This window comes from Pseudomonas sp. P65(2024) (genome assembly GCF_057480955.1).
This window is the reverse complement of the sequence record NZ_JBLIYX010000018.1, coordinates 88,322-103,790: the sequence shown is the minus strand read 5'-3', so window position 1 is coordinate 103,790 and position 15,469 is coordinate 88,322. Positions and strand designations below refer to the sequence as shown.

Genomic DNA, 15,469 nt, shown 5'->3' with positions numbered 1-15,469 from the left:
CACGCTCGCTCAGTTGCTCATGCCCAGAAGGCTACGAGCGTACTCGCGCATCGGCGCGGCAAGCAAATCCTGTGGCGTGTTGTCGTGGAACGTCAACAAACCGCCGCGACTCTTGATACGCGCGGTGTCGATCAGGTAGCGCGTGCTGGTTTCGATCAGCATCATCTGCACCACGCCACGGTCCCAACCCAGGCGATCGACAGCCTGCTCGTCATACCACTCGTCACCGTTGCCGATGCGATCGTCGGTGCGGGCGAAACGGGTGTAGAGCACATAGTCGGCACCCACCGCGCGGGCCTCGGCGATCGCGTCTTCCAGACCCAGCGGCCCCTGGGCGCGACGCACCAGCGGGAAGTACTCGACGAAGCTTTTGAAGGCCTCCTCGGCGACTGCGTTCTGCCGTGGCAGCGGCCCCTTGCCCGGCGGCACGAATGCGCCCTGGCCGATGAAGATGAACGAGTCCGGCTGCAGGCGGATCGACAGGGTACGGGTGGTGTCGCTGTGGTCCAGCAAGCCCGCATCACTCATGTGGTAACGGACGCCCTCCCCCATATCGCTGACATTCATGCAGCCGCCCAACGCCATCAGCGCCAGCAGCAAGACCAGGCTACGCATCTTTCCTCCAGAAACCGGTGACGAAAAACCGGCGAATAGCCGCAGGATGCAGCTTTTGCGCCAGAGTCAGCCGCCGATTACCTTCATCACCATCACATCGCCAGAGAACGCCACGTCCTGCTTGTCCGCCAGGGCCCTCACCAGCAGCCTCTGCAATGCCGGGAGCGCCTGATGTCGGGGCTTGTCCAGCAGGTCGCCGACAAAGTGACGATTGCTCGACGACAGGCAGCCATGCAGCCAGCCGGTGGACGACAAGCGCAGGCGCGAACAGCTGCGACAGAACGGCACGCTCTCGTTGGCGATCACGCCGAAATGCCCCCTGCCGGGAATGCGGTAGCGCAGGGCCGTGGCATCCAGCGGGCGCGGCGCCTGCTCATAGCTGTACGACTCGCCGATCAGCGCCAGCAGTTGCTCCAGGCCAACGAACTGCTGCAGGAAGGCATTTGCGTCGCGCGCCAGGTGGCCCATGCGCATCAGCTCGATGAAGCGCAGCTCGTAGCCCCGTTCGAGGCAGTAGTCGAGCAGTGGCAGCACCTGATCGAGGTTCTGTCCGCGCATGGGCACCATGTTGACCTTGATCGCCATGCCCGCAGCACCGGCCTGCGCCATGCCCGCCAGGACGCTGGCCAGGTCGCCGCCCCGGGCGATCCGGCGAAAGGCACTGGCGTCGAGAGTGTCGAGGGAAACATTGAGCCGGCGGATACCGGCATCACGCAGCAGCGGCAGCTTGCGGGCGAGCAACTGACCGTTAGTGGTCAGGCTGATGTCGTCCAGCCCCAGGCCCGCCACCGCGCCGAGAAACGCTTCCAGTCGCGGGCTGACCAGCGGCTCGCCGCCAGTGATGCGCAGCCGTTCGACCCCGGCCGCCTCCACCAGGTAGGCCACGCCCCGGGCCAGGGCATCCGCCGTGAGCTCGTCCTGCGCCGCTACCAGGCGCTTGCCATCGGGCACGCAGTAGGTGCAGGCATAGTTGCAGGCAGCAGTCAGGCTGACGCGCAGGTTGCGAAAGCGCCTGCCTTGACGATCGACGATCATGGATGACTCCGGCGTGGAAGATTCTGGCGGGCAAAACCTGACTCAAAAATCAGGTTTTTGCAAGCCTTCCCGTCGAAGCCTGGATGCAACGCGCCCGCCGAAGACTCGACGGGCGCGCCTTGGACGGCTTTAGTTCGGGGCTTCCGGGTCGCGCTTGCGCTTGTTGCCCATGCGCACGCCGATGTCCATGAGGAACTGGAAGAAACCTTCCTGATCTTCGAGCACATTGCTCCAGAACGGCGAGTGGTACAGCGCCACCGCGCCATGGACCAGCGCCCAGGCCGCGCAGTAGTGGAAGTACGGCGGCACGTCCTCGAGCTTGCCCTCGCTGATGCGCCCCTTGATCAGCTGGGTGAGGCGATCGAAGTTGGAGGCGCGGATGCTGTGTAGCTGCTCGACCATTTCCGGCACCTGATTGCCCTTGACCACCTTCTCTTCCAGGCGGTCGAACAACCGGTAGCGCTGCGGGTCGCGCATGCGGAACTCGAAGTAGGCACGCGACAGGGCTTCCTTGTCGCGGTCGACGTCAGCCGAATGCAACAGCTCATTCAGGTCGCGCTCGTAGTCGAGCATCAGGCGCAGGTAGATTTCCGCCTTGGACTTGAAGTGCTTGTAGATCGTGCCTTTGCCGATACCGACGGCGTCGGCGATCATCTCGACGGTGACGCTGTCTTCACCCTGTTCGAGAAACAGCTTGAGCGCCGTGTCGAGGATCTCTTGTTCGCGACGGCGAAACTCACGGACCTTGCGAGGTTCTTTCTGCATAAAGAAGGACTGGGATGACAATCGAAGCGGATTATTATGCCTAACTGGCGGCAAATTGCACGGATCTTCCAACCATGTCTGTGTTTCTTGATGAGTTCGAGCAGGCGCCGGGCCTGTGCTACCTGAATCACGCGGCGATCGCCCCCTGGCCGCGCCGGACCGCCGAGGCCGTGGCGCGCTTCGCCCAGGATAACGTCCGCCTGGGCGCCCACGAATATCCCGCCTGGCTGGCCACCGAGCGCCGCCTGCGCGAACGCCTGGCACGCCTGCTGAATGCGCCCACCATCGGCGACATCGCCCTGGTGGGCAACACCTCCCAGGCGCTGTCGCTGGTGGCCTTTGGCCTGGACTGGCGGCCCGGCGACCAGGTCGTCATCAGCGACGAGGAATTCCCCTCCAACCGCGTGGTCTGGCAGGCCCTGGCTGATCGCGGGGTCGAAGTGGTCGAGGCAAGCCTGGCCGTCGCCGATCCGGAAGCGGCGCTGATCGCCGCCTGCGGCCCGCGAACGCGCTTGCTGTCGGTCAGCGCCGTGCAGTTCGCCGGCGGCCTGCGCCTGGACCTGGCACGCCTGGGCGCCGCCTGCCGCCAGCGCGGCGTGCTGTTCTGCGTCGATGCGATCCAGCAGGTCGGCGCCCTGCCCTTCGATGTGCAGCACTACCAATGCGACTTCGCCATGGCCGACGGCCACAAGTGGATGCTCGGCCCCGAGGGGCTGGGGGTGTTCTATTGCCGTAGCGAGCTGCGTCGGCAGTTGACGCTGCATGCCTATGGTTGGCACATGCTCGAACGCCTTGGCGACTTCGAACGCCGCCAGTGGCAACCGGCGCGCAGTGCGCGGCGCTTCGAGTGCGGCAGCCCGAACATGCTCGGCGCCTGCGCGCTGGAGGCCAGCCTGTCGCTGCTGGAGGATGTCGGCATGACGGTGGTCGCCGAACAGTTGGCGCAGCGGATCGAGCAGCTGTATCGAGGGCTCACGGCCATCCCTGGTGCGCAGTTGCACAGCCCGGGCGATCCTTCACGGCGGGCCGGCATCGTCAGTTTCAGCCTGGACGGCCATGCCAACGCCGACATTTATCGGGCCCTGAGCAATAACGGAGTAATTTGTGCAGTACGCGGCCCTGGGGTACGGTTTTCCCCACATTTCTATACCGACCACCGCCTGATCGACGAAGTACTGCGGCAGGTAGGACAGATTGCCATGCACTGAACGCGCAAGGGGCTGCGATCGTATTCCAAATCTGTTTAAAAAACGATCAATCGCCGCTGGCGAGGCGCCAATCCTGACCAATACTTGAAGTGTTGGCGCGGCGCATCCCCCCCAAGTGGCGCGTCGATAAAGGTGCCCAGGGACCGTGTGCCTTTGTTTTACTCCTAATGGTCTTAACCCGGATTCCCCCCCCAGAACCCGGGTTTTTTTTGCCCGGCTCGGAAGGTTCGGCGCAGCGACTTCAGGCCACTCTTGCCAGCGGGAACAGTCGCTTGAAGTTGCTGGTCGTCTGCCCAGCCAACTGCTCGTAGCTCACCCCGCGCAGCGACGCCACATACTCGGCCACTTCTCGCACATACTGCGGCAGGTTCGGCTTGCCGCGATGCGGGATCGGCGCCAGGTACGGCGAATCGGTCTCCACCAGCAGGCGATCCACCGGCACCTGCCGGGCCACCTCGCGCAGGGCGTCGGCATTGCGGAAGGTGACGATGCCGGACAGCGAGATGTAGTAGCCCAGGTCCAGCGCGGCCCTGGCCATCGGCCAGTCCTCGGTGAAGCAGTGCAGCACCCCGGCCTGGGGCAGGCTGGCCTCGCGCAGCAGCGCCAGGGTGTCCTCGCGGGCCGCCCGGGTATGCACGATGACCGGCTTGCCGGTCTGCCGCGAAGCCTCCAGATGCAGGCGGAACGAGGCCTGCTGCAACTCGGCGGCCTCCGGCTCGTAGTGGTAGTCCAGCCCGGTCTCGCCAATGGCCACCACATGCGGGTGGGCCAGTTCGCGCAGCAGCCACTCCAGGGCCGGCGTCTCGCCGGGCGCCAGGTCGAGCGGGTGCACGCCCACCGAGCAGTCCACGTCGGCATAGCGCTCGCTCAGCGCCTTGACCGCGCCGGCATTCTCGGCGCTCACGCCGATGCACAGGAAGTGCCCTACCCCGCGCTCACGGGCCGCCTGCAGGGCGGCGTCGAGAGAGCCCTGGTGGGCGCTCAGGTCGAGACGGTCGAGGTGGCAATGGGAATCTACGAGCATGGGAACACGACACACATGAATGAACGGTGGAAATCAGCGCATGCCCGGCAGCTGCACCCAGTGGGCGAGCAAGGCTTCGAGCAGCAGTACACGGTTGAGGTTGGCCTTGCCCAGCACCTTCTGGCGCTGTTCGAGGATCCACGCCTGGACCTCCAGCACCTTGCCCTGGCGGCTCTTCTGCGCCAGGTACTGCAGCACCTTGCGCATGTCGGCCAAGCCTAGTCCTTCCTCATCCTGGGTCAACTGGTAGCGCAGGATCAGGTGCGACCAGTCGCAGAACCAGTCGAACAGCAGCAGCAACGGCACGTTGCTCCAGGCCTCGGCCAGCTGACTGGGCGACTGCTGCTGCTTGAGCAACTTCTTCACCCCCTCGGCCACCAGCGCACGCTGCTCGCGCACGCCCTGGGCCTGCAGGCTCACGGCCATCAGCGGCGAACCGGCGGCCAGGGTCAGCAGCTCCTCGCGCTCTTCCTCGGCGCTGCCGGCAAGGGCGGCGGCCAGCCAGGCGCGGCTCTGCTCCTGGCTCGGCTGCGGGCAGGCGACCTGCTGGCAGCGGCTCTTGATGGTTGGCAGCAGACGGCTGGGCTGGTGGCTGACCAGCAGCAGCACGGTATCGCCGGAGGGCTCTTCCAGGCTCTTGAGCAGGGCGTTGGAGGCATTGATGTTCATCGCCTCCACCGGCTCGATCAGCACCACCTTGCGCCCGCCCTGCTGGGCGGTTTGCACCACGAACGACACCAGATCACGCACTTGGTCGATCTTGATCGGCTTGTCGGCCTCCTCCGGCTCCAGCACGAAGTTGTCCGGGTGGCTGCCTGCCTTGAGCAACAGGCACGACTTGCACTGGCCGCAGGCATCCAACCCCTGCGGCTGCTGGCACAGCAGCCGCGCCATCAGGCGCTCGGCCAGGGCGCGCTTGCCGATGCCCTGGGGGCCGTGCAGCAGGTAGGCATGGGCATGCTGGGCACGCCCGGCCAGTTGTTGCCAGAGCGCCTGCTGCCAGGGGTAGGCATCAGCCACGGCAACGCTCCAGGATACCCGGCACCAGGGCGTCGATGGCCTGCTGCACCGCGCTCAGCGGCTGGGCGGCGTCCAGCAGCCGGTAGCGCTGCGGCTGCTGGCCGGCACGCTGCAGGTAGGCCTGGCGCACCGCCTCGAAGAAGGCCTGGCCTTCCTGCTCGAAGCGGTCCAGCCGGCCACGGGCCGCGGCACGGGACAGGCCGACCTCCACGGGCAGATCGAAGACCAAGGTCAGGTCAGGACGCAGCTCGCCCTGGACGAAGGCCTCGAGGATGGCGATGCGCTCCACCGGCAGGCCGCGGCCGCCGCCTTGGTAGGCGTAGGTGGCGTCGGTAAAGCGATCGCACAGCACCACGGCGCCACGGGCCAGCGCCGGGCGGATGACTTCGGCCAGGTGCTGGGCACGGGCGGCGAACATCAGCAGCAGCTCGGTGTCGACCGCCATGCGCTCCTCGCTCGGCGCCAGCAGCAGTTCGCGGATGCGCTCGGCCAACGGCGTGCCACCAGGCTCGCGGGTCATGACCACATCGACGCCCTGCTCGCGCAAACGTGCCGCCAGGTAATCGCGGTTGGTGCTCTTGCCGGCGCCTTCAGGGCCTTCCAGGGTGATAAACAAACCGCTCACGAGTGTTCCTTAGTGTCTGCTGGCACCGACGTGTCGGCCGGCGCGGATTCATCGGTGGGGGCCGGCGCATCGCTTTGCGGCGCGGGAGCAGGCGCCGCGTCCGGGGTCGCCTGCGGCGCTGACGTCGCCGGCTCGGCCTGCGGCGCAGGGCTGGAACGATAGTCTGCCCGACGCTTGAGCTGGAACTCGCGCACCGCGCTGTTGTGATCATCCAGGTCGTCGGAGAACACATGGCTGCCATCACCCCGGGCAACGAAGTACAGGCTCGAACCGTCGCTGGGGTTTAGCGCGGCGTGAATCGCCTCGCGTCCGACCATGGCGATCGGCGTCGGCGGCAAGCCGGTCATGGTGTAGGTGTTGTAAGGGGTCGGCTCGCGCAGGTCGGCGCGGGTAATCTTGCCGTTGTAGCGCTCGCCCATGCCGTAGATCACGGTCGGGTCGGTCTGCAGCATCATGCCCAAGCGCATGCGCCGCACGAACACGCCAGCGATCTGCCCACGCTCCTGGGGAATGCCGGTTTCCTTTTCCACCAGCGAGGCCATGATCAGCGCCTGGTACGGATCGCGATACGGCAGGTCGGCGCTGCGTTCGGCCCACTCCTTGGCCAGCACTTCGTCCAGACGCATGTAGGCCTGCTGCAGCAGCTCGACGTCGCTCATGCCGCGCACGAAGCGATAGGTGTCGGGGAAGAAGCGGCCCTCAGGGAACACACCGGTGTGGCCGAGCTTGTCCATCACTTCGGAATCGGACAAGCCTTTGAGGGTGTGCTTGAGCTTTTCATGCTTGGCCACCGCGGCACGCACCTGGCGGAAGGTCCAGCCCTCGACCAGGGTGAGGTTGTACTGCACCACGTCACCGCGCTTCCAAGCGTCGAACAACTGCCCCACGGTCATGCCCGGGGTCACCCGGTATTCGCCGGTATGCAGCGGCGTGCCCGCCATGTTGAAGCGCCAGTAAAGGCGCAGCCACAGCGGATCGTCGAGCAGGCCTTCGCTTTGCATGCGATAGAACATACGGTTGGGCGTCGTGCCGCCGGGCACGTCGAGCAGGCGCTCCTGCGCCACTTGCAGGGGCTGCTCCAGGACCGAGTTGACCTTCCAGGCGGCCCAGCCCAGTGCCAGGCCGGCGAGGATCAAGCTCATTTCCAGCAGCAGCAGGAATTTGCGTCTCACGAATCAGGTATCCAGTAACGTACGGGCAACGGCCTGCAGTTTACGGGTGAGCGGCCCGGCCGGCCAGTTCAGCGCGGCGAATTCACGCACGGGCCAGATGCCGTAGACACTGTTGCAGACGAACACTTCGTCGGCCTGCTCCAACGCCTCCAGCGGCAAGTCCCGTACCTGGGTGGGAATACCCAGCAACCGCGCCTGCTCCAGCAATGCCGCGCGCATCACCCCGGCCACGCCACAACGGCTCAGCTCGGCAGTCAGCAGCACGCCGTCACGCACCAGGAACAGGTTGCTGTACACCCCTTCGATCACCCGCCCTTGGGCGTCACGCATCAAGCCCTCGGCAAACGCCGGATCCTGCCATTCGGCGCGGGCCAGCACCTGCTCGAGGCGGTTGAGGTGTTTGAGCCCGGCCAGCAGCGGTTGTTCCGCCAACCGCGTCTGACAGGCGTACAGGCGCACGCCCTGTTCGGCATGTTCGCGAGGATAGGCCGGCAAGGGGCTGCCCTGAAGGATGCGCCGCGCCTGGGCGCCAGCCACCGGGGCATAGCCACGCTGACTGTCGCCGCGGGTCAGGATCAGCTTGGCGACGCCCTCGCCCAGCAGCTGGGCGAATTGCAACAGTTCATTGCGAACCAGCGCCAGGTCGGCCTCGATCGCCAGCCGCTGGCAACCCAGCGCCAGGCGGTCGAGGTGCAGGGCCAGCAGGCTGGGCCTGCCGCCGCGCACGGCAATGGTCTCGAACAGGCCATCGCCGTAGGCCAGGCCGCGGTTCTGCAGATTGACCGCAGCCGCGTCCTGGCCATCGATCCAGCTGTGCATCAGTCGGCGAACCGACGGAATACCAGCGAACCGTTGGTGCCACCGAAGCCGAACGAGTTGGACAGCACCACGTCGATCGGCATGCTGCGCGCCTGGTGAGGCACGAAGTCCAGGTCGCAGCCTTCATCGGGCTCGTCCAGGTTGATGGTCGGCGGCGCCATCTGGCTGTTGATCGCCAGGACGCTGAAGATCGCCTCCACCGCGCCGGCGGCGCCGAGCAGGTGGCCGGTCATCGACTTGGTCGAGCTGACCGCCAGCTTGTAGGCATGCTCACCGAACACGCGCTTGATCGCGGCCACTTCGGCCACGTCGCCGGCCGGCGTCGAGGTGCCGTGGGCGTTGATGTAGCTGACATCCTCAGGCTGGATGCCGGCATCACGCAGGGCATTGGCCATGCAGCGGGCAGCACCTTCGCCGGAGTCGGGCGGCGAGGTCATGTGATAGGCGTCGCCGCTCATGCCGAAGCCGACCAGCTCGGCGTAGATGGTGGCGCCACGGGCCTTGGCGTGTTCCAGCTCTTCGAGCACCAGGGCGCCGGCACCGTCGGACAGCACGAAGCCGTCTCGGCCCTTGTCCCACGGCCGGCTGGCACGGGCCGGCTCGTCGTTGCGGGTCGACAGCGCGCGGGACGCACCGAAGCCGCCCATGCCCAGCCCGCAGGCGGCCATTTCGGCGCCACCGGCGATCATCACGTCGGCTTCGCCGTAGGCGATGTTGCGCGCGGCCATGCCGATGCAGTGGGTGCCGGTGGTGCAGGCGGTGGCGATCGCGTAGTTCGGCCCTTGCAGACCCAGGTGGATCGACAGGAAGCCGGAGATCATGTTGATGATCGAGCCCGGCACGAAGAACGGCGAGATCCGGCGCGGCCCTTGCTCGTGCAGGGTCTTGCTGGTCTCTTCGATGTTGGTCAGGCCGCCGATGCCCGAGCCCATGGCCACGCCGATGCGCTCGCGGTTGGCGTCGGTGATTTCCAGGCCGGCGTTGCGTACCGCCTGGAAGCCGGCCGCCAGGCCGTACTGGATGAACAGGTCGAGCTTGCGGGCCTCCTTGGCCGACAGGTACTGCTCGACTTCGAAGCCCTTTACCGAGCCGCCAAAACGGGTGGAGTAGGCAGACAGATCCGTATGCTCGATCGGACCGATGCCACTGCGGCCAGCCAGAATGCCCTGCCAGGTGCTCGGTACATCGGTACCCAGTGGCGACAGCATACCCATACCAGTGACCACGACGCGTCTACGCGACACAGTACTCTCCTCATTTCCAAATTACAGAGTCTCTTGCCAGTGCACTGGCGCGGCCAATGGCCTGGCAACAGACTCCGCTGATTGCAGGGCTTGCAAAGAAAAAACCGCACGCCGGCGACGGCAGTGCGGTTTTTCCCGACAAGTAGCGTCGACTGAAACGTCTTAGGCCTGGTGGGCGTTGACGTAGTCGATGGCAGCTTGAACGGTAGTGATCTTCTCGGCTTCTTCGTCAGGGATTTCGGTCTCGAATTCCTCTTCCAGAGCCATCACCAGCTCAACGGTGTCAAGCGAATCGGCACCCAGGTCCTCAACGAAGGAAGAGGTGTTCTTCACTTCATCTTCCTTGACGCCCAGTTGCTCGGCGACGATTTTCTTGACGCGTTCTTCGATGGTGCTCATACCTAGTTTTCACTCCTAATGGACATATGTCAGGCAGCTGGCCGGTGACCAAGTTTATAGGAAGACGCCTGCTTTTCAAGCGTAACGCGCCTTCCACCAGGCCACCGGGCCCTCTGCCCGGAATCTGGTTGCAGCTTTATAACGGATTTTAGGCTCGCAGTATGACTCTTTTTTGAAGCAATCCGTCACATTGAGTTGCGGTTTTTACATGTACATCCCGCCGTTCACCGGCACGGTGGCGCCGGTGACATAGGCTGCGCCGTCGGAAGCCAGGAAGGAAACCACTTTCGCGATCTCCTCGGCCTGGCCCAGGCGGCCCAGCGGAATCTCTTTTTGCAGGGCCTCGCGCTGCGCTTCTGGCAGCTCGCGGGTCATGTCGGTGTCGATGAAGCCCGGGGTCACCGAGTTGACGGTGATGCCACGCGAGCCCACTTCACGGGCCAGGGCACGGCTGAAGCCTTCCAGGCCGGCCTTGGCGGCGGCGTAGTTGGCCTGGCCGGCGTTGCCCATGGCACCCACCACCGAACCGATGCTGATGATACGACCCCAGCGGGCCTTGGTCATGCCGCGCAGCACGCCCTTGGACAGACGGTAGAGGCTGTTGAGGTTGGTGTCGATCACGTCGAACCACTCGTCGTCCTTCATCCGCAGCATCAAGTTGTCGCGGGTGATGCCGGCGTTGTTGACCAGGATGGCCGGCGCGCCGAACTGCTCGCCGATGGCGCCCAACACCGCGTCCACGGACTCGGCACTGGTGACGTTCAGCTCAAGACCGGTACCGTTGATGCCGTGTTCTTTCAGGGTGGCGGCAATGCGCTCGGCGCCAGAGGCGGTGGTGGCGGTACCGATCACGGTCGCGCCCTGGCGGCCCAGCTCGAGGGCGATGGCCTGGCCGATACCACGGCTGGCGCCGGTGACCAGTGCAACTTTACCTTGCAGGCTCATGCAAGCTTCTCCGAATTCAGGCCAGCGCCGCACGGGTGGCGGCGACAGCGTCTGGGGTGTTGAGGTTGTAGGTGGTCACGCCGTCGGCGCAACGCTTGTTCAGGCCGGCCAGGACCTTGCCCGGACCGCATTCGACCAGGTTCACCGCGCCGCGCTCGGCCAGGGCCTGCACGCACTCGACCCAGCGTACCGGCTGATACAGCTGCGCCAGCAGGTCCTGCTTGAGGGCGTCGAGGTCGGCGGCGATGGCGGCAGTGACGTTCTGCACCACCGGGATCTGCGGGGCCTTCCATTCGATGGCGTTGACCGACTCGGCGAAACGCTCGGCGGCCGGCTTCATCAGCGCGCAGTGCGACGGCACGCTGACCGCCAGCGGCAGGGCGCGCTTGGCACCGGCCTCTTTGCACAGCTCCATGGCGCGATCCACCGCTGCCTTGTTGCCGGCGATGACCACCTGGCCAGGGGAGTTGAAGTTTACCGCGCTGACCACTTCGTCTTCGGCAGCCTTGGCGCAGATCTCGACCACGACCGCGTCGTCCAGGCCAAGGATCGCGGCCATCGCGCCATGACCGGCCGGCACGGCTTCCTGCATCAGCTGACCGCGGCGCTCGACCAGGCGCACCGCGTCCTTCAGCGACAGGCTGCCAGCGGCGACCAGGGCGCTGTATTCACCCAGGCTATGACCGGAGACGTACGCAGGCTGCGCGCCACCCTCTTCCAGCCACAGGCGCCACAGGGCAATCGAGGCGGTCAGGATGGCCGGCTGGGTCTTGTCGGTCTGGTTGAGTTGTTCTTCCGGGCCTTCCTGGACCAGTTTCCACAGGTCGTAGCCCAGGGCCTCGGACGCTTCCTTGAAGGTCTCGACGATTACCGGTTTTTCGGCGCCCAGCTCCTTGAGCATGCCCAGCGACTGGGAACCTTGACCAGGAAAGACGAATGCGAGGGATGCAGACATTGAACAAGCCCTTATGATCTTGTCGTCGGATGGGGTGCGCCGGGCCTTGGGCCGGGCGCGCAATCTGAAAGCTTGGATGGAGCGGCAGACCAAGCGGTCACATTTAAGCACTTCATTGCGGATATGCCTAAGACCTGTTTTAGCCTTATCACGGCAACAGGTCTTCGAGGCGTCCGTGCAGACGCTGCGGCAGGTTTTCCTGGATCTCGATCAACGCCCGCTGGATCGCACTCTGCAAGCCCTGCACGCCGGCAGAACCATGGCTCTTGATGACGATGCCCTGCAAGCCCAGGAAGCTTGCGCCATTGTGTCGCGCCGGCGCCAGGTCGGCCTGCAGGCGCTTGAGCAACGGCATGGCCATGGCCCCGGCCGCCCGCGCCAGCAGCCCGCCACGGAACAACGCCTCGATGCGCGCGCCGATCATGGTCGCCAGGCCTTCGCTGGACTTGAGCAGGATATTGCCGACGAATCCATCGCACACCACCACGTCCGCCTCGCCGCGGTACAGCCCGTCGCCTTCGACGAAGCCGATGTAGTTCAGGCCCCGGGCGTTCTGCAGCAGACTGGCGGCCAGCTTGACCTGCTGGTTGCCCTTGATGTCCTCGGTACCGATATTGAGCAGCGCCACCCGCGGCCGGTGCACGCCCAGGGCCTGGGCGGCCACCGCGCCCATCACGGCGAACTGGTAGAGGTTTTCCGCGCTGCAATCGACATTGGCGCCGAGGTCGAGCAACTGGCAATAGCCCGCCTGGGTCGGAATCGCCGCCACCATCGCCGGGCGATCGATACCAGGCAGGGTCTTGAGCACCAGGCGCGACAGGGCCATGAGCGCGCCGGTGTTGCCGGCACTCACGCAGGCCTGGGCCTTGCCATCACGCACCAGTTCGAGGGCGACGCGCATCGACGAGTCCGGCTTGCCACGCAACGCCTGCGATGGCCGCTCGTCCATGCCGATCACTTCGCTGGCCGCGACAATCTGCAGGCGCGCGCGATCCGCAGCCGCAAGGCCGCTGAGGAGATCTTCAAGGAGGGAGGGTTGACCGACAAGGGTCAGGTGCAGCGAGGGGGTAGCCGAAAGGCAGGCAATGCTAGCCTGGACAATGTTGCGGGGACCGAAGTCCCCGCCCATTGCGTCGATCGCGATGATCTGAGCGGACAAGGATTACTCGTCGGCGCCCTTGTCGATCACTTTGCGACCACGGTATACGCCTTCTGGCGATACGTGGTGACGCAGGTGTACTTCACCGGTGCTCTTCTCTACCGACAGAGCTTCTGCCGACAGGGCGTCGTGCGAACGGCGCATGTCACGGGCAGAGCGGGATTTTTTGTTCTGCTGAACAGCCATAATTGATTAACTCCTAAACGTTTGGGTCACGCTTTAACTGCGCCAATACACTGAACGGGTTGGACCGCGATACCTCGTCCTTGCTCGGCTCGGGCTCATCGAGTCCCGCCGGCTGCTGGCATTCTTCCGGATGATGAGCAGGCACGATCGGCAGGGCGAGCAACAGCTCTTCCTCGACCAACGCCTGCAGATCCAAAGGATCTTCGCCCAGTTCCAGCACGTCATAGCCTTTCGGCAACGACTGGGTGTTCGCACCCTCCTTCACCACGGCGTATGTGCATTCGCTGTGGATCGGCAGGGTGACCAGCTCAAGACAACGCTGGCAAACCATCTTGACTTCGACGTCCAGCGCGCTGTGGATAACCACCACGTGCTGTTCATCTCGTTCAAAATCGAACTTCGCCTGCACCGTACCGACATTGTCGGAAAGCGGGTCGCAGAGTCTTTCCAAATCAGCGAGTTGCAGCGAACCTTCGAGGGTTACGCCACGATCAGCCAATTTGCGCGGGTCAACGTGAGGTGGAATCGGGTCATTCAACATAGGCGCAGCATTCTAGGGATGCACCCCCTCCCTGTCAAAGGAAATTAGGTGTCATCTCGCATGTTAGAATTCGGGGTAATTGCCCAGGAGTCTACCATGCTTCCCTTGTTACTGGCTTCCAGCTCTGCGTACCGCCGTGAACTGCTCACCCGCCTGCGCCTGCCCTTCACCTGGGCAAGCCCCGACCTTGACGAACGGCGCCTCGATGACGAACCCGCCGTCGAGCTGGTCCGCCGCCTGGCTCGACAGAAGGCCGAAGCCCTGGCCGCCAGCCACCCCGACCACCTGATCATCGGCTCCGACCAGGTGGCGGTGCTGGGCGAGCAAATCCTCGGCAAACCCCACACCTTTGAACGCGCCTGCGAGCAATTGCTGGAGAGCAGCGGGCAGCAGGTCACTTTCCTCACCGGGCTGGCGCTGCTGAACAGCGCCACCGGCCACTGCCAGGTCGATTGCGTGCCGTTTACCGTGACGATGCGCGAGCTGGATCGAGAGCGCGTGGAGCGCTACGTGACGGCCGAGCAGCCGCTGGATTGCGCCGGCAGCTTCAAGGCCGAGGGACTGGGGGTCAGCCTGTTCCAGAGCACCCACGGCTGCGATGCCACGAGCCTGATCGGGCTGCCACTGATTCGACTGGTGGACATGCTGCACAAGGAAGGCGTGCAGGTGCCTTGAACATGCAATCGCGGGGCAAGCCCGCCCCCACGAGGCCAATGAGCGACCAGTGGGAGCGGGCTTGCCCCGCGATGAATGCCACGCCGATTCAGCTCAACGCAGCGAAGGCCCCTGGAAGCCCATATACAGCGCCAGGCGCTCCGCCACGCTGGCACCGATACGCTTGGAGAAACGATCAAACGGCGACTCCTGCACAGTGAAGTCCACCAACTCCTTCTCGCCCACGATGTCGCGGGCGACATAGCTGGCACTGCCCAGCCCGTCCACCAGACCCAGCTCCTTGGCCTGCTCGCCCGACCAGATCAGCCCACTGAACAGCTCAGGGTGATCCTTGTCTTTCAGGCGCTCGCCACGCCCCTGCTTGACCATGGCGATGAACTGGCGGTGCGTGGTGTCCAGCACACCCTGCCAGAACGCGGTTTCTTCGGGTTTCTGTGGCGAGAACGGATCAAGGAACGCCTTGTGCTCGCCAGCCGTATAGGTACGACGCTCCACCCCCAGCTTGTCCATGGCCCCGACGAAGCCGTAGCCGGCCGCGGTGACACCAATGGAACCGACCAGACTGGCCTTGTCGGCATAGATCTCGTCGGCGGCGCTGGCGATGTAGTAGGCCCCGGACGCACCGAGGTCGGCGATCACCGCATACAGCTTGATGGCAGGGTACTCGGCGCGCAGGCGACGGATCTCGTCGTACACATAGCCCGACTGCACCGGACTGCCGCCCGGGCTGTTGATACGCATGACCACAGCCTTGGTCTTCGGATCCTTGAACGCCTCGCGCAGGCTCTTGACGATATTGTCGGCGCTGGCCGGCTCCTGGTCGGCAATCACGCCGCGCACCTCGACCAGCGCGGTGTGGTTGCCGCTGCGCGAGGCCGCCTTGTCCACATCCATCAACGGCGTGAACAGGAACAGGATGCCAAACAGGTACACAAAGGTCAGCAGCTTGAAGAAGATCCCCCAGCGCCGCGCCCGGCGCTGCTCCTGGACGCCTGCCAGCAAGGTCTTCTCCAGCAGCTTCCAGCTCTTGCGCTCCTCACCGGCTTCGTCCGGCTCGGGCGCCTTCCATTCGTCAGTCATGC

At 64.9% G+C, this 15,469-nt stretch carries 18 protein-coding genes; 2 read left to right on the top strand and 16 right to left on the bottom strand.

Features of this window, described 5'->3' with window-relative positions; all coding sequences use genetic code 11:
• Window positions 1-9 precede the first annotated feature (9 nt).
• The 3 genes from AC25MA_RS21440 to AC25MA_RS21430 form a co-directional block, all read right to left on the bottom strand.
• Entirely contained in the window at window positions 10-615 is a 606-nt protein-coding gene (locus AC25MA_RS21440) for a DUF4823 domain-containing protein (RefSeq protein WP_062361693.1), read from the bottom strand.
• A 66-nt stretch (window positions 616-681) separates the two neighbouring features.
• The gene (locus tag AC25MA_RS21435) at window positions 682-1,650 is read right to left on the bottom strand and encodes a GTP 3',8-cyclase MoaA (protein ID WP_463401948.1); all 969 of its coding nucleotides are present in this window, start codon (window positions 1,648-1,650) and stop codon (window positions 682-684) included.
• A 129-nt stretch (window positions 1,651-1,779) separates the two neighbouring features.
• On the bottom strand, window positions 1,780-2,415 hold the full coding sequence (locus AC25MA_RS21430; protein ID WP_486972370.1) for a TetR/AcrR family transcriptional regulator: 636 nt from the start codon (window positions 2,413-2,415) through the stop codon (window positions 1,780-1,782).
• 74 nt (window positions 2,416-2,489) lie between these two features.
• On the opposite strand from AC25MA_RS21430, the gene AC25MA_RS21425 reads away from it, so the two are divergent.
• Window positions 2,490-3,623, top strand: a complete 1,134-nt coding sequence (locus AC25MA_RS21425; RefSeq protein ID WP_486972369.1) for an aminotransferase class V-fold PLP-dependent enzyme — start codon at window positions 2,490-2,492, stop codon at window positions 3,621-3,623.
• A gap of 241 nt (window positions 3,624-3,864) precedes the next feature.
• Here the strand turns inward: AC25MA_RS21425 and AC25MA_RS21420 are convergent, their stop codons facing one another.
• The 12 genes from AC25MA_RS21420 to AC25MA_RS21365 all read right to left on the bottom strand — a co-directional run bounded on the left by AC25MA_RS21420 (window position 3,865) and on the right by AC25MA_RS21365 (window position 13,712).
• A complete protein-coding gene (locus AC25MA_RS21420) occupies window positions 3,865-4,647 on the bottom strand; it encodes a TatD family hydrolase (protein ID WP_186597294.1) in 783 nt (260 codons plus the stop codon).
• Window positions 4,648-4,680: 33 nt separating this feature from the next.
• Window positions 4,681-5,667, bottom strand: a complete 987-nt coding sequence (locus AC25MA_RS21415) for a DNA polymerase III subunit delta' (RefSeq protein WP_028690995.1) — start codon at window positions 5,665-5,667, stop codon at window positions 4,681-4,683.
• On the bottom strand, window positions 5,660-6,292 hold the full coding sequence (tmk, locus tag AC25MA_RS21410; RefSeq protein WP_232853710.1) for a dTMP kinase: 633 nt from the start codon (window positions 6,290-6,292) through the stop codon (window positions 5,660-5,662). The genes AC25MA_RS21415 and tmk overlap by 8 nt, the downstream gene beginning before the upstream one ends.
• Window positions 6,289-7,464 (bottom strand): endolytic transglycosylase MltG, encoded by a 1,176-nt coding sequence (gene mltG, locus AC25MA_RS21405; protein WP_486972368.1) that lies wholly within the window; start codon window positions 7,462-7,464, stop codon window positions 6,289-6,291. Before mltG ends, tmk begins: the two co-directional genes overlap by 4 nt.
• A 3-nt stretch (window positions 7,465-7,467) precedes the next feature.
• Window positions 7,468-8,283, bottom strand: a complete 816-nt coding sequence (pabC, locus tag AC25MA_RS21400) for an aminodeoxychorismate lyase (RefSeq protein ID WP_028690992.1) — start codon at window positions 8,281-8,283, stop codon at window positions 7,468-7,470.
• Window positions 8,283-9,527, bottom strand: a complete 1,245-nt coding sequence (gene fabF, locus AC25MA_RS21395) for a beta-ketoacyl-ACP synthase II (protein WP_028690991.1) — start codon at window positions 9,525-9,527, stop codon at window positions 8,283-8,285. The genes pabC and fabF overlap by 1 nt, the downstream gene beginning before the upstream one ends.
• A 162-nt stretch (window positions 9,528-9,689) precedes the next feature.
• Window positions 9,690-9,926, bottom strand: a complete 237-nt coding sequence (gene acpP, locus AC25MA_RS21390; RefSeq protein ID WP_028690990.1) for an acyl carrier protein — start codon at window positions 9,924-9,926, stop codon at window positions 9,690-9,692.
• 204 nt (window positions 9,927-10,130) lie between these two features.
• Window positions 10,131-10,871: a 3-oxoacyl-ACP reductase FabG gene (gene fabG, locus AC25MA_RS21385; RefSeq protein ID WP_023630496.1), complete on the bottom strand. Its 741-nt coding sequence runs from the start codon at window positions 10,869-10,871 to the stop codon at window positions 10,131-10,133.
• Window positions 10,872-10,887: 16 nt separating this feature from the next.
• Window positions 10,888-11,826, bottom strand: coding sequence for an ACP S-malonyltransferase (gene fabD, locus AC25MA_RS21380; protein ID WP_028690989.1), 939 nt, complete (start codon window positions 11,824-11,826; stop codon window positions 10,888-10,890).
• Between the two features lie 148 nt (window positions 11,827-11,974).
• Entirely contained in the window at window positions 11,975-12,985 is a 1,011-nt protein-coding gene (gene plsX / locus AC25MA_RS21375; RefSeq protein WP_081791573.1) for a phosphate acyltransferase PlsX, read from the bottom strand.
• A gap of 3 nt (window positions 12,986-12,988) precedes the next feature.
• Window positions 12,989-13,171 carry a 50S ribosomal protein L32 gene (gene rpmF / locus AC25MA_RS21370; protein ID WP_028690987.1) on the bottom strand — a complete coding sequence of 61 codons (183 nt, stop codon included), beginning with the start codon at window positions 13,169-13,171 and terminating at the stop codon, window positions 12,989-12,991.
• Window positions 13,172-13,184: 13 nt separating this feature from the next.
• Window positions 13,185-13,712, bottom strand: coding sequence for a YceD family protein (locus AC25MA_RS21365; RefSeq protein WP_023630499.1), 528 nt, complete (start codon window positions 13,710-13,712; stop codon window positions 13,185-13,187).
• Window positions 13,713-13,808: 96 nt separating this feature from the next.
• Here AC25MA_RS21365 and AC25MA_RS21360 point away from each other — a divergent pair, with 96 nt between their 5' ends.
• On the top strand, window positions 13,809-14,387 hold the full coding sequence (locus AC25MA_RS21360; RefSeq protein WP_028690986.1) for a Maf family protein: 579 nt from the start codon (window positions 13,809-13,811) through the stop codon (window positions 14,385-14,387).
• A gap of 93 nt (window positions 14,388-14,480) precedes the next feature.
• Here the strand turns inward: AC25MA_RS21360 and AC25MA_RS21355 are convergent, their stop codons facing one another.
• On the bottom strand, window positions 14,481-15,467 hold the full coding sequence (locus AC25MA_RS21355; RefSeq protein WP_028690985.1) for a S49 family peptidase: 987 nt from the start codon (window positions 15,465-15,467) through the stop codon (window positions 14,481-14,483).
• Window positions 15,468-15,469: the final 2 nt, after the last annotated feature.